Raw genomic sequence first — 22327 nt, forward strand, 5'->3', positions numbered from 1 at the left:
TAAACAAAAAGGATCTGAACGCCTTCTCCACATCAATTTCATGATTTATTATCTTTAAAATAAAACACGTAGGACTACAACTGTCCTGGTCACTGTTTTCCACAAACAATCCTCCATTAATATATTCTACTCATAATTTTACACAAATCGGGTCTTTATTGTCAACTAAGTTGGTCTGATTCAATTCTATTTCAGAATAAGAAAACTCCCGAAGGAGTTTTAGTTATCAAAGGTTTTGAGTGCTTCGCTCATGTTAACATCATTGGCGCGGCGTGACATCACAAGATTGGTCACAACCGATATAATAAATGTAATGAGTGTTGCGATTATGATACTTGACCATTGCAGTTCTCGATTAAACATAATTGCATCCAGCTCTGCAGATAAGACAACATAACGGTGCAAAACAAACCCGAAAACTATTCCACCCAAGACACTTATGAGCGTTAAGATAATGTTCTCTCGCATGATATAGGTCGATAATTCTTTTGGATAGAATCCTAAGACTTTTAAGGTAGCAAGTTCTTTTTTACGTTCGCTCATATTCATTGTAATAAGGTTGAGTAAAACTATCAGCTCGAGAGCAAATGCTGCGCCGACGATTACATACACGACGATATCAAAGTTACCCATGGACTCGCGGTATGTTTCTTGCATAACATCCATATATTGAACCGAATAGACATTATCATGTGCGAGTATTTTTTCTGAAAGCATGCTATGATCGGCATCCGTATTAAAGAGCGTTAGATTCGGATGAATGGTCTTGCCTGTCACTGCTTCATAGGTTTCGTCACTCATGTAGACATAATGAAGGACATAGTTTTCTGTAATCCCGCCTACCGTAAAGGTGTAATCAATATCGTTCTGTTGAAGCGTGAATGGATCCCCAATACTTAGCCCTTCAAGAATCGCTAATTTCTCAGTGATGACAACAGTATCATTTTGTAACGGAATGGGTTCTTGGTTACGGCGTGTTTGCATCGATACAAATTCAGGTAATTTTTCAAAGTCCTCAACTACAAATAATTGGCTATTGGTACCTGCGACATCGACAAATTCGGATGTGACATCCAATTTTGCGGTAAAGGATACATCATCGAAATCACTTGCACCATCATGCATAATCAGACCGTCATATTTATTAATGATATCAAACTGTTTATCGACAATCGAGTAAATTGAATGGCGTATCCCGATTCCAGTTATTAGCAGTCCTGCACAACCTCCGATACCGATTAAGGTCATCATGAACCGTGTTTTGTTTCTGAACAGATTCCGTAAGCTAACTTTATAGAGGAAACTTAGACGACTCCACACTGGCGTTACCCGTTCTAAGAGCATCCGATTTCCCGCTTTAGGCATCGGAGGACGTAGAAGATTCGCAGTTCCTTCACGACTCACTCTTGCCGCTTTCACAAATGCAATCCCGACACTCGAAATAAAACTGACAAGTAGCGGTTGCCATGCATATGACCAGACAATTTCTGGCACAAGCGGTGGTGTTTGATACATAATTCGATATGCATCATAAATAAGTGTGGGAATAAGGTAGAAGCCAAAGATAATTCCGAGTACCGAACCAATGAACCAGCTAAAGAATGCAAATCCAACAAACTTCATAGAGGCATAAATCCAACTATAACCTAAGGCTTTATAAACACCAATTTGAGATCGTGATTCGTCAATCATTCGTGAAATGGTACTCAACGTAACAAGAATTGCGACACCAAAGAAGATCAGTGGAAAAACTTGTCCGATGGCTTCAATACGGTCACTATCTTGATAGAATTCGTTATAGCCAATTAGTACATCTTTACGCTCCAAGACAAATTGTTTTCCATTATTTTTACTTTCGAGTTCAGTGTAGCCATTATCGATTTTGCGTTGTGCATCATTGATAGCGGCTGCGGCTTCGGTCGTTTTTGTTTCTAAGGTTTGGACACCATTTTCGTAAGTTGCCATTCCTGAGTTGTATTGCGTAATACCTGCTTGAAGTGTTGCTTGAGAACTTCGAAGTGCATCAATGCCCGCATTTGCTTCCGCAAGTTTTGATTCTAAATCTTGCTTCATTGTGATTGCCCCCGCTTTTTGGGCAAGCAGTTGTTCTTTTTGAGCATTCAATTCCGCAAGGTTAGCGTCAAGCAGTACAATTTTTGCTTCAATAGCTGCTTTTTCCGCTTCAGTTAAATCAGGATTCGTTAACGATGCAATAGCTTCTGCCTTCTGAGCTTCTACTTGAGTAATTCTCATGTTGAGTTCAGCTTCTGTTGCTTCAATCACGCTAAGATTTGCGTCAATTTGTGCAATGCCGTCAGTCAATTGTTTTATATCGACATTTACTTTTCCATCCGTAATGCGTACAAGTGCATCAAGCTTATCTTGTAGCGATCCCGTTACGGTTTGCGTACCAAGTCCTTGGGCCATTGTATTTAATCCCGCATTCAAATCAATATAGGCTGCATCAAGTGTTTCTTTCGCTGTTGCTAAGTCTTGTTTTGCTTTATTAATTTCTGTAACAGCTGTTTCGTTCTCTGTATTTAGGGTCTTCTGAGCTGCTTCAAGTTCTTCAATAATCGGAGCACTTAAACGATCAAAGCGATTTTTAATTAATGACTGCTCCTGGTCAATGACAGCTTGGCGTTGTACCCTCACATCAGCGTTAGGACTAAGATTGAACCGTGCGCTTGTGTAAACATCTACTTTTTTATCCAAGTCCTGTGCATAAATAAAACCTGAAACATTTCCCGAACCGATGGTTGTGGACCCGCGTTCAAGGTTCATATAGAGATTGGACTGGACATAGCCTACAATCGTCAGATCTGATGCCTCAAAGATATCATTACTCTTAAGTTGGATTTTACTGCCTATTTGAAAGTTGCAACGTTCCTTAAACATACTATCAACGACAACTTCATTTTTTTGTGTAGGCATACGTCCTTCAATAAGTGTTAGATCATGCGAAGTACTATCATTTAGTTCCACAACATGAACTACAGCGTCTCCCTGAGAAATACCGATAAATGCATCCGTATCGTACACTCCCACCGCATTTCCATCAACGATGGCTGTCAGCTCATCTAACATTTGTTGGTCAATTCCTAAAGTATTGCGATATTCAAAGTCGAGTGCTTCACTCGTCTCCATATAACGGTCGGCTGTCGTTCGCATGTCGTATCCTGTAACACGAATTCCAGCAAAGAAACCAACACCCAGTGCAGTAATCGTAACGATTGCGATAAACTGAAACCATTTGGCTTTAATTTCACGCAGTATATCTTTTACCATTTGATATCATCCACATCTTTCACAAACATATTTTCGCGATCGGATACGACGCGACCATTTTTAATTTCAATGACACGATCGGCGACTTCAGTGATTGTTTGATTATGGGTAATGATAACCACGGTCATACCGTAAATATCCGAACATTCGCGCAAAACCCGCAAAATTTGTTGGCCTGTCTCAGTATCTAAGGCTCCTGTTGGCTCATCACACAGCAAGAGTTTAGGGTTTTTGGCAATTGCCCGTGCTATCGCGACACGTTGCTGCTCTCCACCACTTAATTGTGCAGGAAAGTTATCTAAACGTGCTTCCAACCCTACTTGTTTTAAAACATCTTTGGGATTCTTCGCTTCTTTTCGAATTTGAGTTGCAAGCTCTACGTTCTCAAGAGCCGTAAGATTAGAAATTAAGTTGTACGATTGAAAGACAAAGCCGACATCATCGCGACGGTATTGAGTCATTTCTCGATCGTTTAGATCTGTAATCGTTTTACCATCGACGATAACCGTTCCGGATGTCGGTTGATCCATACCGCCAAGAATATTCATGACCGTCGTTTTTCCAGCACCCGAAGGTCCCACGACAACAATAAATTTTCCTTGATCTAAATCAAACGTTACACCATCGGATGCTCTGATTTCTACATCACCAACTTTGTATACTTTTGTAATATCTTTAATTTCTATATAGCTCATTGTAATTCCTCCATTATATATGCAGTTAATGCTTCTTTAGTATTCGCGATTGTTTGATCAATGACGCCATCTAAAAGGTCTTCTAAGACTTTTTGAGTATTTGAAACCGCAACTCCTAACGCTTGAATTTCAAGTGGCGACAGCGCTAAATCTCGGACATGTGTTGGATGATTTTCTTCTTGTATGGTTTGAATAAGTTGTTCGAATTGTGCTGTTTTTTCCAGCTGATACGCTGCTTTTTCCGATTTAGCTAAATTATCTGCGTGCTTAAGTCGAATAAGATCTTGGGTCCATGCGAGCCCATGATCTCTTATGAGTTGTTGCATTTGGCTCAGTGTTATTTCTAAGTGCATGCTATGGTATTCTATTAAATCAAGAATATAGTTAATTTGCTTTTTGGGAAGTTGCAGTGACTCCAAGATGGGTTGGGCAAGGTGTTTACTTTCAATTGCATGACCACGGTAGTGTGCAATCCCTTGCTTATCGATCGTCTGAGTATTTACTTTACCGATATCATGAAATAGTGCAGCGTATCGGATTTCTATTTTTCGTGGGGTTCCCGCGACGACAGTCAGTGTGTGGTTAAAGAGATCACGATTGTGGTAGGGATTTTTTTGGTCGTAATGAATCGCAGCTTCAAGGGGTGCAAACACCTTCCCTAAAACCCATGGGTTCGCAATCATTGTTGGATAACACCCAATGCTTAGCAGGAGTCGATTAATTTCATGACGTAAATTTGCGCCCCGAACTGACATCAAATGATCACGATTCATATACGCTGCATTGAACGTTGCAGCATCAACATGATACTGATGTTCACCCTGGAATCGAAATAAACGTAAAATTCGAATGGGATCTTCTCGAAAGCGGACGATGGGATCACCAATCATGCGAATACGTCTTGAGGCTAAATCAGCCATGCCACCATGAAAATCAAGAATGCCATTGCTGCGGCTGTAATAGAGTGCATTTACTGTGAAGTCACGTCGGAGTGCATCATCAAGTGGTGTCTTAACGAATTCGAAAGCATTAGGGTGACGGGTAGTATCATTATAGGTCTCACGTCGCATGGTGGTAATCTCAAAATTGTATGCACCACGTTCAAATTTAATGCCATATTGGTTCATTTTCACGTTAGTTTCGATTGCCTTGAATAGTGTATAAAGCTGCTCTGGGTGGGCATCAGTTGCGATATCGAGGTCCGTACTTAGATGACCCTCAAGGGCATCGCGAACAAATCCCCCAACAATATAAGCCTGGTATCCTTGATGTTCTAAGTGTTGTAATACGTCTTGAATTTCATCTGAAAGTCTTATCATAGTCCACCTCTTTTGATAAGTATACCAAATTTTCGCAAACGAAACGTGAATCCTAGTTGATAATCTTAACAAAAAAAGAGTTGCCTAAGGCAACTCCTAAACCACTGTTTCGTTTTCAATTTTTTCAACTTTAGTGAGTAATGCATATCCAATTATAAATAAAACCACCAATAGTAAGACACCATAACGTGAATGTCCAAATACAACAGATGAAATCGCAATGATTAATGGTCCCATAAAATCCGCGAATTTTCCAAAAATATCAAAGAAACCAAAGTACTCGTTTGCTTTATGTTTTGGAATCATTTGTCCAAAGTAGGATCGGGATAAAGATTGAATGCCACCTTGAGCCATTCCAATCAAAATAGCTAAGAACCAGAATTGCCATGTATATTTCAAGAAGAATCCAAAGACAGCAATAAACATATACATGAGAATGTAGAATTTGATGACTTTAATTTGTGAGTATCGTTTCGCAAAATTAACTGAGAAAATTGCGAATGGGAATGCTACAAATTGCGTTAATAGCAGTGCAAGAAGCATTTGATCCGATGAAATTCCAACTTCGCCACCATATGCTGTTGCCATCGAAATAATCGTATAGACTCCATCAATATAGAAGAAGTATGCCAGAATATAGAACAAAATACGTGGTGATTGCTTAATATCTACCAGCGTTTTGCGGACACGACTCACACTCGAAGTCACAATATTATCGTGTTTTTCTAGATAATGTATTTGTTCAACATTTTTGATGAGTGGAATGGATAGTACTAACCACCAGACAATAATGATGACAAAGGATAATTGTGTTGCAAGCTGTGTCGAAATTCCAATTTTTTCGCCAAAGAAAATTAGCAAGATTCCTGCAATAAATGGTATGGTACTTCCAATATATCCGTATGCATACCCTAATGACGAAATATGATCCATCCGTTCATCTGTGGTGATATCAACAAGCATCCCATCATAGAAAATATTACATGCAGAATACCCCAAACGCGCAACAATATAAAGTGCGATGAATACTTGCCAATCTGTCGCAAACGTAAATGCAAAAGCAGAAACAACTGAAATCAGTAATCCAATGACAAATAAACGTTTTTTATAGCCTTTATAATCAGCCATTGCACCTAGAAATGGTGATAAGCAAGCTAATACTAGTAAAGAGATTGATGTCGCAGTTCCCCACCACGCACTGACAATATTGTCAGCCACACCAGCGGATTCTGCCATCGCCCGAAAGTAAATTGGAAGTGTCGCCGTAATAATAAGTGTAAACGCTGAATTCGCGACATCATAAAGAATCCAAGATCGTTCTTGTTTTGTTAGTTTCATAGTAATCCCCCTTAAGGTTACCGGAATAGTATACAATCTATTAGTTTGGCAGTCAAAGTAAACCGCCTCTCCCTACTATCTTTATACCACAAACAAAAAAAGCATGATACCTTTTCAGGAACCATGCTTTGTGATTAACAGAATCTTTACTTAATCGTAATTCTGTTAACGATATCTTCTTTATTCTTTTTCGGTAAGATAACTTTTAGAACACCATTTTCATAAGTGCCATCAACTTTTGATTCGTCAACGTCAGCAAAACGAATTTGACGGTGAACACGATCTGTACGACGTGATTTATAAAAATAATCTTTGGTTTCGTCTTCAGATTTTTCGGTATGTGAAGCTTGAATGGTCAAAACATCGCCATTAAACTGGACATCAATATCTTCTTTTTGGAAACCAGGAATTTCCAAATCAACGATATATTTATCATCTTCTTTATAAATATCAATTCCTGTTCCATAAGTAACATTATTCGCGATATCATCGCCGAAGAGGCTTTCGAATAATGTGCTTGGTCGTTTCGTTACTTCATTTCTCATAATATACCTCCTTAGCACTCCCTTGTGTAGAGTGCTATTACATGATTAGTATATCACTTCTTTTAGCAATGTCAATACCAGAGTGCTAAAAGAACTTAAAAAAGAAGAAAACTCAGTCTCCTGAGTTTTATGTTTTAGAATACTTTTACTTTGTCAGCAACAGGTGCAAGCTCTTTTGCTTGAGGTGTATCAATTGCTTCACCAAATGGCATTTGAGCTACAAGTTTCCAGTTTGCTGGAAGATCCCACTCTTGTGCTGCAGCAGCGTCAACGATTGGATTGTAGTGTTGTAAGCTAGCCCCAAGACCTGCTTCGGTTAACGCTGTCCAAACTGTATATTGGAGCATTCCATTTTCTTGTTGTGCCCAAATTGGGAAGTTATCTGCATAAAGTGCAAATTGAGATTGTAATCCTTCAACAACGTTTGAGTCGTAGAAGTAAAGAATCGTTCCATTACCTTGTTTGAATGATTCTAATTTAGCAATTGTATTTTCAAATCCTTCTGCGGGAGCAACTTTACGAAGTTCTTCACGTGTTAAATCCCAGAATTTGTCTGACGCGTCGTCAAATAATACGACAACTCGTTGTGTTTGTGCATTGAATGCTGATGGTACAACTTGAACCGCTTCCTCAACGAGTGCACGGACTGCATCGTTTGAAACTGTTGTACTCTTAGTTAAACCGTAACGTGTGCGACGTTCGTTCATGATTGATAAAATCTTTGACATTTTAATTCCTCCTGTGTCACTATGTTTTACAATCGTCATTATATAGTGATTAACTATGTTATTCAATACTTTCGCACCATAATTTTAATTTTTTTTAACCACCCACGTGCAAAGATTCACAATTGGGTGTACACTATAATTATCGTATAAGGAGGAATCAATTTATGATGCAATTAGTACTAGTACGACATGGCGAAAGTGAATGGAACCGAAAAAACCTCTTTACCGGGTGGGCTGATGTCGAATTATCTGAAAAAGGTGTTGAAGAAGCAATTCAAGGTGGAAAATTACTGAACGAAGCACAGTTTGATTTTGACATTGTTTATACATCTTATCTAAAACGTGCCATCCACACAATGGAGTACATTCTGAATGAAATGGATCGAAATTGGTTACCAATCGTGAAAGATTGGCACCTCAATGAGCGTCACTATGGCGCATTGCAAGGCCTTGATAAAGCCGAAACCGCAGCAAAATATGGTGAAGATCAAGTACTTATCTGGCGCCGTTCATTTGATGTCAAGCCACCAGTTCTTGAAAATGACGACCCACGAGCACCTCGAAATATGGATGCCTATCGTGATGTCAGTGATAAATCGATATTACCACTCCACGAGTCATTGAAAGAAACAATTGAACGGGCTGTTCCCTATTTTGAATCGGTTATTAAACCACAAATGGTAGATGGTAAACGTGTGCTTATTGTTGCTCATGGGAATTCATTACGTGCTCTGGTCAAATATTTTGATCATATGAGTGATGATGCAATTATGGGTGTTAACATCCCTACAGGTGTTCCTTTAGTTTACGAATTTAACGAAGACTTCACCGTCGCAAACTCATACTATCTTGGTGACCAAGATGCATTAAAAGCAAAAATGGAAGCTGTTGCTAACCAAGGTAAAGCTAAATAATAAAAACTTCGCGCGTCAATGCGCGTTTTTTTGTGGCTATTTAAGATAAAACAAAGTTACATGACTAGGCGAAAATCGTGTCATGTTGTACAATGATACCAGAACTTGGAGGTAGTTTATGCAAACAAACAATATAGGTGTCATCGGATTAGCCGTAATGGGTTCAAATCTCGCACTGAATATGGCCGATCACGGGTATCAGGTAGCAATTTATAACCGTACATACGCTGTAGGAGAAGCTGTTATTGCCAATAATCCACATGACAATTTACATTTATACAAAACACTTGAAGATTTTGTGGATTCATTAGAAACACCACGAAAAATGGTACTTATGGTCAAAGCTGGAATGGCTGTTGATAAAGTGATCGAAGGATTACTTCCTTTATTGGATGAAGGTGATATTATTATGGACGGCGGTAACTCCAACTTCCACGATACAATTCGTCGCACACAAGAAATTGAAGCTCAGGGCTTCCGCTATTTAGGTGTTGGAATTTCTGGTGGTGAGGAAGGAGCACGCTTCGGCCCTGCTATAATGCCAGGCGGTAGTGCTGATGCATACCAATATGTCCAAGCCATTCTCGAAGACATTTCAGCGAAATACAAAGGTGAACCATGTGCAACGTACATGGGCACTGATGGTGCTGGACACTATGTCAAAATGGTTCACAACGGGATTGAATATGCAGATATGCAATTAATTGCTGAAGCTTATTCAGTTTTGAAACACATTGGTGGTTTCAACAACGACGAGCTCGCTACCATTTTTGATACATGGAATAATGGTGAGTTAGAAAGTTTCTTAATAGAAATTACAGCTCAAATTTTCAAAGAAATTGATCCCAAAACTGGTAAGCATCTTGTCGATGTCATTACAGATACAGCGGCTCAAAAAGGGACTGGTAAATGGACTGCTGAAGAAGCACTCACAACGGGAACTGATGCTTCTTTATTAGCATCCGCAGTTTTCGCACGCTTTATGTCCAGCCAAAAAGATGCACGTATTCATGCAGCATCGATTCTAAACTTTGATGCTCCACATGTTACCATTGAGGACAAAGATGCATTTATCGAATCCGTTCGTCAAGCATTGTATGCAAGCAAAATTATTGCCTATGCACAAGGATTTGATCTCTTGAAGAATGCGTCTATCGAGTACAACTGGGACTTAGACTTCGGAGCAATTGCACGTACTTTCCGTGAAGGTTGCATTATCCGCGCCGCATTCTTAAACCGCATCAGTGATGCATATATCACAGATGCAAACTTAGCAAATCTTATGATTGATGCGTCCTTTAAAGAAAATCTCATGGACTACCAACAATCTTTACGTGATGTCATTGCGTCCGCAATCCAACAGGGAATCAGTATGCCGGCTTTCACCAGTGCAATTAGCTACTTTGATGCTTACCGCACCGGACGTGGTAACGCAAATCTTATTCAAGCACAACGCGACCTCTTTGGAGCACATACCTTCGAGCGTCTTGACGAACCTGGACACTTCCATCATGAATGGAATCAAAAAAATGCATAAAGACAATCACATTGTCACTATCTTTGGCGGTACGGGGGATCTAACTTATCGTAAGCTCCTCCCTGCCTTCTACAATCTGAAGTGCACGGATAATTTTCCAGACCACTTACATATTGTCGTAATTGGTCGCCAACCCCTAACCTCTGAATCGTACCGTGACCTTGCGCGCCCATGGCTCCAAGAGCATAGTCGCATTCATGTAAGTGATGACCACCTCGATGCATTTTTAAATCATGTCACCTATTTTGAAATGACCTTCACCGAAGATGAAGGTTACGAACGTCTTTTCAAACGGTTCCAAGATATCGATGCCGACGCAAAAAAACTCTACTATTTTGCAGTCGCCCCTTCTTTTTTCGAGATAATTGCTCAAAAACTTGAGAAACACAAGCTCGCCAAAGATAGTAAAATTATCATCGAAAAACCGTTTGGTAATGATTTAAAATCTGCAGAATCCATCAATGATACACTTTCCAATATATTTGATGAAGATCATATTTATCGCATTGATCATTATGTTGCGAAAGAAATGGTGCAGAATATTTTCACCATTCGCTTTGCAAATGAAATCTTCAAAAATATCTGGAATGCTGATAATATCGCGAATATCCAGATTTCAGCGAATGAGCTTGTTGGGGTCGAAAATCGTGGGAACTACTACGACCACACTGGTGCACTCAAAGATATGTTCCAAAACCATTTACTCCAAATTTTATCAATTGTAACGATGGATAAACCTGAAACGATGGATGCATCGTCAATTCATGAAGCACAAGAAGCGATTCTCGATAACTTATACATTGAAAATATGGATCAGGACGTCATCTTTGGTCAATATACGCAAAATCAAGAATCAATGAGCTATCGTGATGAAGATAAAGTGGATGAGCAATCACGTACAGAAACATTTGTTGCGTTGAAACTTGGTATCCAAACACCCCGATGGCGTAACACCCCAATCTATGTTCGAACCGGTAAAAGAATGCATAAACGCATAACCGAAGTTGTCGTTGAATTTAAGAAACAAGACAATGCGCCTGCAAATGTCTTGATTATCAAAATCCAACCGGAAGAAGGCATTTACTTACGCTTCAACATCAAGAAACCTGGACAATCTCATGAAACACAATCGGTGTTAATGGACTTCTGCCAATCTTGCGACTATGAAAACCGTATGAATACGCCAGAAGCATATGAGCGCCTTCTCAATGCAGCCCTTGAAGACGATCACAGTCTCTTCGCCAGCTTTAATCAAGTCAAACGTAGTTGGGCCTTTGTTGAAGACATAATTCAACACCATCAAGGACACGAACCGGAAGCTTATCCTGCGTTCACCAATGGTCCGCAAGGATCACACGATCTCTTAGCCCGCGATGGATTCACATGGATTGAAGAAGAAATTCGTAATGATGCATATGAACTTTAAATCTACCCGAGGGTAGATTTTTTGTTTAATTACGAAAATACGTTATACTTATTATAGTGCAAATTTATGAACAAGCGTCAAAATAATTATTTTACTGTATGAATAGAGGAGGATGATTTTTTGGACATACTTTTAGATAAATTTAAAGAAGTCGCTGGGTCCGTATTGCCTATTGTCGCAATCGTACTCCTTCTTCATTTCACCATTGCACCACTAGCATTAGATGTGCTATTTCGGTTTCTAATCGGAGCCATCTTTGTAATCATCGGATTGGGAATTTTCCTTTTTGGAGCTGAAATTGGAATTACCCCCATTGGTTCGTTACTTGGAAAGACCATCGCGAAAACAAATAAAACGATTGTTGTTATTGTTTTGGGCTTTATTCTTGGGTTTTTAATAACGGTCGCTGAACCTGACCTTACTATCTTGGCAAATCAAATTTTCAGCGCATCTGGAGGCGCCTTAGCGCCAAGGTTTATAATTACCATTGTTTCAATTGGTGTTGGAATTATGGTTGTAGTAGGACTTTTGAGGATACTTTTTAATGGCTCTTTAAATCGCTTTTTCATTGGTTTTTATGGATTGCTGTTTATTCTGGCCTTTTTTGTCTCCGAAGAATTTCTTGCTATTTCAGTGGATGCTTCCGGAGCAACTACAGGCGCCATGACAACTCCATTCATCCTAGCACTGGGATATGGTGTCTCTCAGCTTAAAGGTGGTAAGACAGCCGAAGAAGACAGTTTTGGACTGGTTGGGCTTGCTTCAATCGGGCCTATATTAATGATTATGTTGATGAGCATCATTCTTAACTTTACAGAAATACAAGGTGATGCGGTTGCTGTAATTCCGGCTGTTGGAATCGTTAAACCATTTTTAACAATGCTGCCTCATGAATTTCAAGCAGTCACTATTACGTTAATTCCATTAACAATCGTCTATCTTTTATTCAATCATTTTGGTTTTAAATTAAAACGCCGACGCCATCATCAAATACTACGAGGACTTGGCTATACACTAGTGGGATTGACCTTATTTTTAACTGGAGTCAATGCAGGATTTATGGAAGTGGGTCGCATCATGGGTGAGACACTCGCTCATGACGTCTCTGGTCTCGTACTTGTTTTAGTCGGATTCGGTATTGGAACCGTTGTTGTTTTAGCAGAACCTGCTGTATATGTTCTAACCGAACAAATTGAAGACGTTACTGCCGGTGGGATTCCGAAGAGAATTATACTCATTACACTTTCCATTGCGATTGCCCTCGCTGTCAGTCTTTCAATGATCCGAATTCTGATTCCTTCAATTAAGCTTTGGCACTTCTTACTCCCTGGATTTGGTCTTGCGCTCTATCTTTCACGTAAGGTACCGCCTATTTTTGTCGGAGTCGGATTTGATGCCGGTGGCGTAGCTTCGGGTCCCATGACCGCCACATTCGTACTTGCTTTCGCACAAGGTGTCGCGACTGTCATCCCAACTGCGAATGTTATGGTTGATGGCTTTGGTATTATTGCGATGATTGCCATGATGCCAATTGTTGCTGTACAAATCTTAGGTGTTATTTACAAGAAAAAGAGGTCTCAATCATGATAGATACACAATACGCATATTTAAAACTTATCATCGGTGTTGTTAATGTACATCAAGCGTCACGCTTCCTGGATTACACTGATCCAAATCTACAACTGGGATCATTGATTATTCCAGGGCATACCGTAATTCATGATATGTTGATGAATTGGTTTGGCTTTGAAGATCAACGCAAAGAACTTGCGCTGTTGATTGCTGAATCGTCAAACGAACGCGCAATTTATGAGAATATAAAGAAGCGGTGGAAGAAACGTCTTAATGGGACAATTACCACAGTTAGTTTAGATATTGATTATGGGATGACACCGACGACCTTATACAACTGTCGCCAAGTAGGAGGAACCGATATGGGTTATGAAATAATAGTTACAATCGTTGATCACGGAAAAGCAGATACAGTTATCGATGCTTCAAAAGAAATTAGTAGTGTTGGTGCTACCGTGATTCATGCTCGAGGACGTGCAAATCCAAACGATCCGAAACTCTTTGGTATAAATATTGAACCTGAAAAAGATATGGTATTAATCCTTGCACCTAAAGATCAAACATTGGCAATTATGGAGCAAATTCGCGAATCATTGGATATTGAGTCACCGAATAAAGGAATAATATTTACCCTTGATGCAAGTCGCGTTATGGGCTTAAACGATTACAATACATCAAAATAAAGAAAAGGAGACTGCGTGAAGCAATCTCCTTTTCTTTATATTTTCTTTTGAACTGAACGTGCAATCGCCGTCGACAGTCTTGGTATGATCTGGTTCTTGCGCGACACAACGTCGGGTAGGAATGAGCGATCGTCCGTTTCTGATTGCGGGAAGGCATCCAGTACCGACGATTTCAATGAACCCGCTGAGACGATAATCGATCCATTATCTTCGATACTTGTGAAGACAACGACGAGTAAGTCTAAGCCATGTTTATTGACATACTCTTCCATTGATTCCTCAAAAGTTTCGTGGATAGTATCGAGTTCTGTAAAGTGATAAATAACCACTTGCGACACCATAACCTCTTTTCCTGAGATGTGGAATGTCTTGATATCTTGATTAATGATGTCTTCATACGGTTTGTTTCGTAATGATGACGTAACTTCATACATCTCCTGCGAGAACGAGTAGCGATCCAATCCCGATATTGCCTCAAGTTGGTGTGCTAATCGAAAATCTTGCTTCGTAGTTGTTGGCGACTTAAGATTTAAAGTATCGGAAATCAATGCCGCTAATAAAATAGATGCTATATTACGTGGTATATTGACACCATTTTCATGGTACATTTTTGTAATTATTGATGCGGTAGAGCCAATAATTTCATTACGGAAATAAATAGGCTTAACCGTATTTAAGTCTCCAATACGGTGATGGTCAATGACTTCAAGAATTTCAGCCTCTTCGACCCCTTCAACACTTTGTGAATATTCATTATGGTCAACCAAAATCAAACGTTTACTTGGGCTGTTGAGAATGTGATAGCGTGCGACAAATCCGAAAATACGGTTATCATCATCAACAACTGGGTAGGATCTAAATCGCGTTTTAAGCATCTGTGACTCAACATCGTCAACAAATTCATTCTTATTAAAATAGAGTAAATTTGTCGTCATAATTTCACGAACACTTGGTGAGAAAATAAGATAACGTGACGTATTCATTGAACCATGTGACGATAAAATAATGGCACAACCGAATTCGATTGCATGTTGTAAGACTTCATCACTAATTTCTTCGGTCCAGACAGCAACAATACATGCTGCACCTTTATTGATTGCTTCAAGCTGGGCTTCAGAATCATTCCCTAAGATAACCAAACGATCTTTGAGATTATAGTTTTCTAACTTTGATGATGCCAGCGCCACGATGCTGGTTTTTCCATTGAAACGGAATTCTTTCGGTTTATAAACCAACGTTCCATCGATTGCATTAACAATATTCTCTACGGGTGTTCGTTTCAAGAGTTCAATAGAGTGCGCTGTGTCACCCATGGCAATGTGTGCCAAATTTGATGATGTAACAACCCCAACCAAATTATGGCGGTCATCAACGACTGCAAGCGTTTGACGCTTTTCTTGAAGAATGTCCATCGCGTCCTTAATCGAGGTATCCAAATGAATTTCAGTTGCCTCATCCAGCTCAATTTCATCCAAAGTTGCTCGTGCATCTTTTAATAAGATGGGCGCCTCAAAACCGAACTTATCAAGAATATACTCTGTTTCTTCGCTTAACTTCCCCAAACGACACGCAATGGCAGGTATCCCTTGTTCGTTTTTCAAATGTGCATAAGCTATCGCTGATACAATTGAATCCGTGTCGGGATTACGGTGGCCATGGATATAAATGTAATCCTTTTCGTTTTTCATATATTACCCCTTTATAAAGTTATATCTGCATATAGTGTACCATAAACCATCCATAATGGAATAGAATCTAAGTGTCTAAAACAATACAAAAACAGGTAGCATAATGGAGTATATGCTACCTGTTTCTTATGAAAATAATGGTGTTAGTTCATTAACCATCTCTAAAATTGCTTGGTATCCACCTTCTGTTAAGTACCAGCTTTCTGGATTTACGTAGATAATACGATTATTTTTTGCTGCTGGAGTGTTATTAACATAATCGTTATCCATGAGTGTTTTGGCTAAGGTTTTGCCACCCGTTACTGCAGCCCGGTCCATAACAATCATAATTTCTGGTTGCAATGCATTAATAAGTTCAAACGAAACGGATGCGCCATGTGTTGATGGATCAAGTTCATGATCCACTGGAGTAAAACCAAATTCGTTAAAGACATGATCGTAGCGACTCTTAGCTCCGAATGATTTTGCTTCATCACCATTTGCCATAATAAACATTGTTGAAAGGTCCGATGCTTTTGCTTTCGTAGCCAGATTTGATACAGCATCATTTAACGGTTTCATTGCATCTTTAAAATCTGAGTCAGTGTAGATTTGTGAGAGTGTATCCATATTTTTTGCGACAGAGTCCAAGAGTCCTGCGTCACTCGAATCACGTCCCATATAAATAGTCGGTGCGATTTTCGAAAGTTCATCGTAGTGTTTTGATGCACGCCCTGAAACAATAATGAGCTCTGGTCCATATTCTGCAAGAGCCTCTAAATTGGGTTCAAATAATGTTCCTGCATCCATAACTATTTCATCATCATAAGCATCCAACGACTTTGGCAAAGACGCTTTAGCAACTCCACCCACTGGTAGTTCAAATTTTTGATAAATATCTAAAATTCCCATGTCAAATATGACCACCTTTTCGGGATTTAAGCTAACATTGGTCGTTCCAAGTTTATGTATTATTTCAATATTTCCCTGCGTTTTTCCTTTGGGTGCACACCCTGCTAACAAGAGCACCGCCATTAAAACTACAATAATTTTTTTCATATTTTCCTCTATTCTATAAATGCTACTTTATGAGAAGCACATCCTTGTACCGTAAACTTCATTCCGTAAATATCAAACAGCATGCGAGGATTGAGAACATCCTCAACACACCCATCACACATCAAACGACCATGTTTGAGTGCAATCACATTATCGGCATAACGGTACACCATATTAATATCATGCATAATAATCACGACGGTTTTGTTCCGTTCATCCACAAGCCGACGAATGATTTCCATCATTTCGTGTGCATGTTTTAAATCAAGATTATTTAATGGTTCATCGAGCAACATGATGTCTGTATCCTGGGCAAGTATCATCGCTATATAAACCCGTTGTAGTTGGCCCCCGCTCAGAGTATCAACATACTTGTCTCGCAAATCTAAGCAATTCATAAACGCTAATGATTCTTCTACAATTAACTGATCATCGTCAGAGAGTTTTCCTTGGTTGTGCGGATACCGGCCAAAACAGACAAGGTCTTTAACCGTCAATCTCAGATTAATTCCATTTGATTGTTTTAATGTACCTACCTTTTGTGCAAATTCCAAGTGACTATAGGCGTGAATATCTTTATGTGCTACAGATACACACCCTTGCGAAGCTGGTTGAAGTCGTCCCAAAATATTGAGTAATGTTGATTTCCCAGAGCCATTCTCGCCAACAATTGCTGTGATTTTATTGGGATGAATATCAAATGTCAACGCATCCAATGCAAGAAAATCACCATATTTTTTTGATAGATTTGTTATTTCAATCATTTAAATCGCTCCCTTAACATGAGATAAATAAAGTATACGCCCCCTAAAAGGTTAATAAATACGCTAACACTTGTATTCAGATTCAACAGTCTTTCAAAAAGAAGTTGTGATGCAAGCAGCAAACTTGTGGAGAAGAAGACCCCTTGTGTGATAATCGAACGCGTTGTGTGCTTCTGTAAGAATTCCCGGGCTACGTTGGTGCCGATGAGACCTAAAAATCCTATAGGACCGACAAGCGCCGTGGAAATCGCAGTAAATAGTGCAACAATCGCTAAACTATATATTTGAAATTGTGGTATATGAATGCCAAGATTTGTAGCATGGTCATTACCAAGGGCCACAACATCAATTTGATAATGTATGCGATACACGAGTAACCAGCCTATCAAAGATAATCCCATACCGATAAATAATACATTGGTGTCAACTGCATTGAACGATGCGAATGATTGACTTTGAATCATTGAGAATTCATTCGGATCCATCATCATTTGCATCGTTGCACTGATACTGGAAAATAACGTTCCAAGAACAGTTCCTACTAAAAGTAAAACAAACAGATCTCGTTGCATCTTTTTAAGAATAATGCCATAAAATAATGTACCAATACCGACCATCACAAAAACGGATACTAGAAAATTCAAAGACGGTTTCATGAAGATTCCTAGTAAAAACACGATAACTGTTTGAACCAAGATATACATACGTTCGAATCCCAACAGTGATGGTGTTAGAATACGGTTGTTTGTAGTAACTTGGAAGTAGGTTGTTGCGGTTGTTGTTAGCAGTGAAACGAACCACATCGCAAGCAATCGCGTACTCCGACGGTACATCAGATATTGATAATTATTGCTATTCATCCCCCAAAGGAAGTACACAAGGGATAATATTACGGCAAATATGAACCATTCATATCTACGTTTCATAATTACCTCGCAACAGAATAAATAAGAAGTACGCTGAACCTAAAATCCCTAAAACAAGACTTACAGGCACTTCATACGGATAAATAACTAAACGTGCTATGAGATCACAAACGAGTAATAAATTTGCCCCCAACAATGCTGTGTCCAAGAGCATGTCTTGATGACCATCGCCAAACCGATACGCAACTACATTGGGTACAATTAAACCTACAAACGGAATGCTTCCTATTGTTACAATGACGCTTGCGCTTAGTGTTGCGACAATCAAGATTCCTAATAGCATGACACGTTTGTAGTTCATGCCAATGTTATGGGCAAAGTCTTCACCCATTGCGACGATACTAAATCGATGGACATAGTGAACCGCAATTATAATAAGTGGAATACTAATAAATAATAACTCGTATTTGCCTTGTAGGATTGGAGTAAAGCTTCCTGTCATATAACCTGATAAAACTTGTAGCAAGTCAAATTTAAGGGCTAAAAATGTTGTGATAGAATCAATAATCATACCGATCATAATTCCTAATAATGGAACAAATACAATATTCTTAATTTTTAGCTTTGAAACTGCAGTCATAAACAGCACTGTACTGATTGCAGCAAAGAGTAATGCAAAAATAGAAATGCTCCACAGCGTTTGGTTGGATAAGACGATAAATGCAACCAAGATTCCCAAACGTGATCCGTCCATCGTCACGGCAGTGGATGGTGAAACGAAGCGATTCTGCGATAACTTTTGCATAATGAGACCTGCAATTGACAGCGAAATCCCCGTAAGAATAACTGCAATTACCCGTGGCAAACGACTATACATTAATATATGCCACGCGTTGATATCACCTGCTAGTAACTGTGACAACGTCATGTCTAGCGCCCCTACGAATAACGATGCAAGCCCTAAGAGAACCAGACATCCAAAAGCTAAGTATCGATACTGTTTGCGATCAACTAACATACGAAGTACCACATTTCTTGTACTCAATATCACAAACTTCACGATTTCTTACATTGAGTAGAAGCATTGCAAACGATGCATTATAAACATAGACTCGAGACTTTATTTGCATTATGTTCATTGAAATGCCTCCTTTGCTCTCTTAGTTTAGTTTTATTTAGAGATTAAAACAATACAATTCACTAATCTAATTCGCAAATACTTTCACAAAGAACTGGATATTGAGGTTGTGACAATATTCTTGTGAAACACTACACAAATTATACTAATGGATGATGATGGCTATTGAAATCATTATCATAAAAAAACAGCATGCGCTGTTTTCCTTTAAAAGCTAGTACTGTGCATTATAGAGTGAAGCATAAACTCCTTCTTGGTGAATGAGTGATTCATGATCTCCGGTCTCTGCGATTTTATGATTATCCAACACAATAATACGTTTTGCGTTACGAATTGTTGAAAGACGATGTGCGATGACGATTGTGGTTCGGTTAGCTGCAAGAGTTTCCATAGCCTCTTGAACGACGCGCTCACTTTCATTATCCAACGAGGATGTTGCTTCATCAAAGATAAGTACTGGTGGATTCTTCAAGAACACACGCGCTATGCTCAAGCGTTGACGTTGTCCTCCCGACAATTTCACGCCACGATGACCAATATCGGTTTGGTAACCATTTGGAAGTGACATAATAAAATCATGGGCATTGGCTTGTTTGGCTGCAGCAATGACATCATCCATACTTGCATCATGTTTCGCATATGCAATGTTCTCGTAGATTGTGCCCGAAAATAAATAAACTTCTTGCTGTACAATTCCAATGTTATTACGCAATGAGTCAAAGGTAACGTCACGGACATCAACCCCATCAATTTTAATCGCCCCCTGCGTAACATCATAGAAACGAGGCAATAACGATGTTAATGTTGATTTTCCCGATCCCGATGCACCAACAAGTGCTACAAATTCTCCTGAGTTGACTTCAAAATTAATATCATCAAGAACATTGACTGTTCCATCGTCATAGCAAAACGATACATGTTCAAACTCAATATTGCCATCCACTGTTCCAAGTACAATTGCCTCATCTTTTTCTTTAATGTTTGGTTCGATATCCATAAATTCTAAAAAACGTTTGAACCCAGATGCTCCATCTTGGAATAGAAGCATTGAGTGCATAAATTTAAGAATGGGATTCGTGAAATTAGACATCAGCAAGAAGAACGCAAGAAGGTCTGCTAAGTCAATCGCATTCATATACAATGCGAAGCCTCCAAAAGCAAGTAAGATTGCAGGCATAGCAGTTATAAAGCCGTCAAGACCTTCATAGAATAGAATTTCCGATCGATAGAACGCCTTTTTACCATTGATAAAAGTGTTGCCCAGCTCTGCAAACATTGCTTTTTCATGATCTTCATTCGCAAATGATTTAACGACACGAATCCCTGATAATGATTCTTCAATCGACGCATTCATATCGCTCATAATACCTCGGTTGACGCCATATTGTTTTCCCATACGCTGACTCATGACAAGCGCATAAATAAAAATTAAGGGAATTAAGGCGAAGAGTATTAGTGCAAGCTTTACATTTATAAGGAGCATTAAGATCAACGCTCCGACAAAACTCACACTCGTCATGACCATATCTTCTGGTCCATGGTGCGCAAGCTCTCCAATATTGTACAAGTCACCGGTAATTCGTGACATTAAAGAACCTACTTTATGATTGTCGTAAAAATCTAAGGATAAATCTTGATAATGTGAAAATAATTCTTTTCGCATATCATTCTCAATACGAGCCCCCATCATGTGACCTTGGTACGATAAATAGAATGATGCAGCTGTATAGATAATAACCAGGAATAGCATGCCTGTCACAACTGGTACAATGATTGAAACGTTACCGACTTCAAGTTCTTTTGTCGCATAGCGAATAATCATTGGAAAAAGTAGCGAAATTAGTGATAATGCAAATGCACTCAATAACACCACAGTAAAAATAGCCTTATATGGCTTATAGTATGAAAAAAAACGTTTAATATTGTTCATGTGAACCCTCTCTTAATAAATTATCGTGAGGTGTTTTCACAGTTTGAGTATTCTTATAGACTCGAGTGGAGCTGTGAACGCACGCTCATTTCATTTTGGTTAGTAATCTTATGTGTAATTTTTTGCATGGTAATGCTCCTCTCTTTAATATGATTTACTATACACAGATTCATTTTGGATTGCAATCATTGTTCTCTTATTCGAGAAAAAAAGAGCCTTAATTGGCTCCTTTGTATACATTTTCATTATTTTTGAAGACGTCGACGTTTCAATAGTAGTAGGCCGGCTACGGATAATCCCAGTCCCACAAATAAAATGTTATGGGAACTTTGGCCCGTTGCTGGCAACGTTTTATCAGTTGATTTTGCTTCCCACTTCGCGTAAAGTGTTGTATTTTTAGCGACAGTGTCTGTATCAAAATTCCAAGGTGCTATCATTGCTTCATCCTCAAACCATCCTCTAAAAGTATATCCAGGACAGCTTGGATCTAGCGGTTTGGTAATTTTCGCCCCTTTTGATAGCCCCACTTGACTTGTAACGGCAGATCCACCATTACTGTTGAATGTGACATCAAACGCTTCAACCACTGAGTTTACGTCCCACTTAGCATACAGCGTTGTGTTACCAGTAACTGTGTCCATATCAAAATTCCATGCTGTTGTCATGGCTTCATCCACAAACCATCCTCTAAAAGTATATCCAGGACGGCTTGGATCTAGCGGTTTGGTAACTTTCGCCCCTTTTGATAGCCCCACTTGACTTGTAACGGCAGATCCACCATTACTGTTGAATGTGACATCAAACGCTTCAACCACTGAGTTTACGTCCCACTTAGCATACAGCGTTGTGTTACCAGTA

19 protein-coding genes are annotated in these 22327 nt (G+C 39.2%); 5 read left to right on the forward strand and 14 right to left on the reverse strand.

Going from position 1 to position 22327, the window contains the following annotated elements; genetic code table 11:
* Window positions 1-219: 219 nt before the first annotated feature.
* From GVV22_RS02820 to GVV22_RS02845, 6 genes are all read right to left on the reverse strand, one after another.
* The gene (locus GVV22_RS02820; protein WP_159648653.1) at window positions 220-3288 is read right to left on the reverse strand and encodes an FtsX-like permease family protein; all 3069 of its coding nucleotides are present in this window, start codon (window positions 3286-3288) and stop codon (window positions 220-222) included.
* On the reverse strand, window positions 3282-3983 hold the full coding sequence (locus GVV22_RS02825) for an ABC transporter ATP-binding protein (RefSeq protein WP_159648654.1): 702 nt from the start codon (window positions 3981-3983) through the stop codon (window positions 3282-3284). Before GVV22_RS02825 ends, GVV22_RS02820 begins: the two co-directional genes overlap by 7 nt.
* Complete coding sequence (locus GVV22_RS02830) at window positions 3980-5302, reverse strand: CCA tRNA nucleotidyltransferase (RefSeq protein WP_159648655.1); 1323 nt, start codon at window positions 5300-5302, stop codon at window positions 3980-3982. The genes GVV22_RS02825 and GVV22_RS02830 overlap by 4 nt, the downstream gene beginning before the upstream one ends.
* A 96-nt stretch (window positions 5303-5398) precedes the next feature.
* On the reverse strand, window positions 5399-6640 hold the full coding sequence (locus GVV22_RS02835; protein WP_159648656.1) for an MFS transporter: 1242 nt from the start codon (window positions 6638-6640) through the stop codon (window positions 5399-5401).
* 146 nt (window positions 6641-6786) lie between these two features.
* The gene (locus tag GVV22_RS02840; protein WP_159648657.1) at window positions 6787-7185 is read right to left on the reverse strand and encodes an Hsp20/alpha crystallin family protein; all 399 of its coding nucleotides are present in this window, start codon (window positions 7183-7185) and stop codon (window positions 6787-6789) included.
* 134 nt (window positions 7186-7319) lie between these two features.
* Window positions 7320-7913 (reverse strand): nitroreductase family protein, encoded by a 594-nt coding sequence (locus GVV22_RS02845; protein ID WP_159648658.1) that lies wholly within the window; start codon window positions 7911-7913, stop codon window positions 7320-7322.
* A 164-nt stretch (window positions 7914-8077) separates the two neighbouring features.
* On the opposite strand from GVV22_RS02845, the gene gpmA reads away from it, so the two are divergent.
* The 5 genes from gpmA to GVV22_RS02870 all read left to right on the forward strand — a co-directional run bounded on the left by gpmA (window position 8078) and on the right by GVV22_RS02870 (window position 14045).
* On the forward strand, window positions 8078-8827 hold the full coding sequence (gpmA, locus tag GVV22_RS02850) for a 2,3-diphosphoglycerate-dependent phosphoglycerate mutase (protein ID WP_159648659.1): 750 nt from the start codon (window positions 8078-8080) through the stop codon (window positions 8825-8827).
* A 118-nt stretch (window positions 8828-8945) separates the two neighbouring features.
* Complete coding sequence (gene gndA / locus GVV22_RS02855; RefSeq protein ID WP_159648660.1) at window positions 8946-10364, forward strand: NADP-dependent phosphogluconate dehydrogenase; 1419 nt, start codon at window positions 8946-8948, stop codon at window positions 10362-10364.
* Entirely contained in the window at window positions 10339-11790 is a 1452-nt protein-coding gene (gene zwf, locus GVV22_RS02860; protein ID WP_236261912.1) for a glucose-6-phosphate dehydrogenase, read from the forward strand. The genes gndA and zwf overlap by 26 nt, the downstream gene beginning before the upstream one ends.
* Window positions 11791-11910: 120 nt before the next feature.
* Window positions 11911-13377 (forward strand): DUF1538 domain-containing protein, encoded by a 1467-nt coding sequence (locus tag GVV22_RS02865; protein WP_159648661.1) that lies wholly within the window; start codon window positions 11911-11913, stop codon window positions 13375-13377.
* Window positions 13374-14045, forward strand: a complete 672-nt coding sequence (locus GVV22_RS02870; protein ID WP_159648662.1) for a hypothetical protein — start codon at window positions 13374-13376, stop codon at window positions 14043-14045. The genes GVV22_RS02865 and GVV22_RS02870 overlap by 4 nt, the downstream gene beginning before the upstream one ends.
* A gap of 35 nt (window positions 14046-14080) precedes the next feature.
* On the opposite strand, the gene GVV22_RS02875 is transcribed toward GVV22_RS02870, so the two are convergent.
* The 8 genes from GVV22_RS02875 to GVV22_RS02905 all read right to left on the reverse strand — a co-directional run.
* Window positions 14081-15733, reverse strand: coding sequence for a putative manganese-dependent inorganic diphosphatase (locus GVV22_RS02875; protein ID WP_159648663.1), 1653 nt, complete (start codon window positions 15731-15733; stop codon window positions 14081-14083).
* Window positions 15734-15859: 126 nt separating this feature from the next.
* Window positions 15860-16771, reverse strand: coding sequence for a siderophore ABC transporter substrate-binding protein (locus GVV22_RS02880; protein ID WP_159648664.1), 912 nt, complete (start codon window positions 16769-16771; stop codon window positions 15860-15862).
* Window positions 16772-16779: 8 nt separating this feature from the next.
* Complete coding sequence (locus GVV22_RS02885; protein ID WP_159648665.1) at window positions 16780-17535, reverse strand: ATP-binding cassette domain-containing protein; 756 nt, start codon at window positions 17533-17535, stop codon at window positions 16780-16782.
* Entirely contained in the window at window positions 17532-18461 is a 930-nt protein-coding gene (locus GVV22_RS02890; RefSeq protein WP_159648666.1) for an iron chelate uptake ABC transporter family permease subunit, read from the reverse strand. Before GVV22_RS02890 ends, GVV22_RS02885 begins: the two co-directional genes overlap by 4 nt.
* A complete protein-coding gene (locus GVV22_RS02895; protein ID WP_159648667.1) occupies window positions 18451-19419 on the reverse strand; it encodes an ABC transporter permease in 969 nt (322 codons plus the stop codon). The genes GVV22_RS02890 and GVV22_RS02895 overlap by 11 nt, the downstream gene beginning before the upstream one ends.
* The gene (locus GVV22_RS11105) at window positions 19409-19540 is read right to left on the reverse strand and encodes a hypothetical protein (RefSeq protein WP_268890706.1); all 132 of its coding nucleotides are present in this window, start codon (window positions 19538-19540) and stop codon (window positions 19409-19411) included. The genes GVV22_RS02895 and GVV22_RS11105 overlap by 11 nt, the downstream gene beginning before the upstream one ends.
* A 213-nt stretch (window positions 19541-19753) precedes the next feature.
* Window positions 19754-21469, reverse strand: coding sequence for an ABC transporter ATP-binding protein (locus GVV22_RS02900; protein ID WP_159648668.1), 1716 nt, complete (start codon window positions 21467-21469; stop codon window positions 19754-19756).
* A 245-nt stretch (window positions 21470-21714) separates the two neighbouring features.
* Window positions 21715-22327 (reverse strand): InlB B-repeat-containing protein (locus GVV22_RS02905; protein ID WP_159648669.1); only part of this gene is annotated, 613 nt, incomplete at its 5' end.

The organism is Erysipelothrix aquatica (genome assembly GCF_009828825.1).
Classification (GTDB): domain Bacteria; phylum Bacillota_I; class Bacilli_A; order Erysipelotrichales; family Erysipelotrichaceae; genus Erysipelothrix; species Erysipelothrix aquatica_A.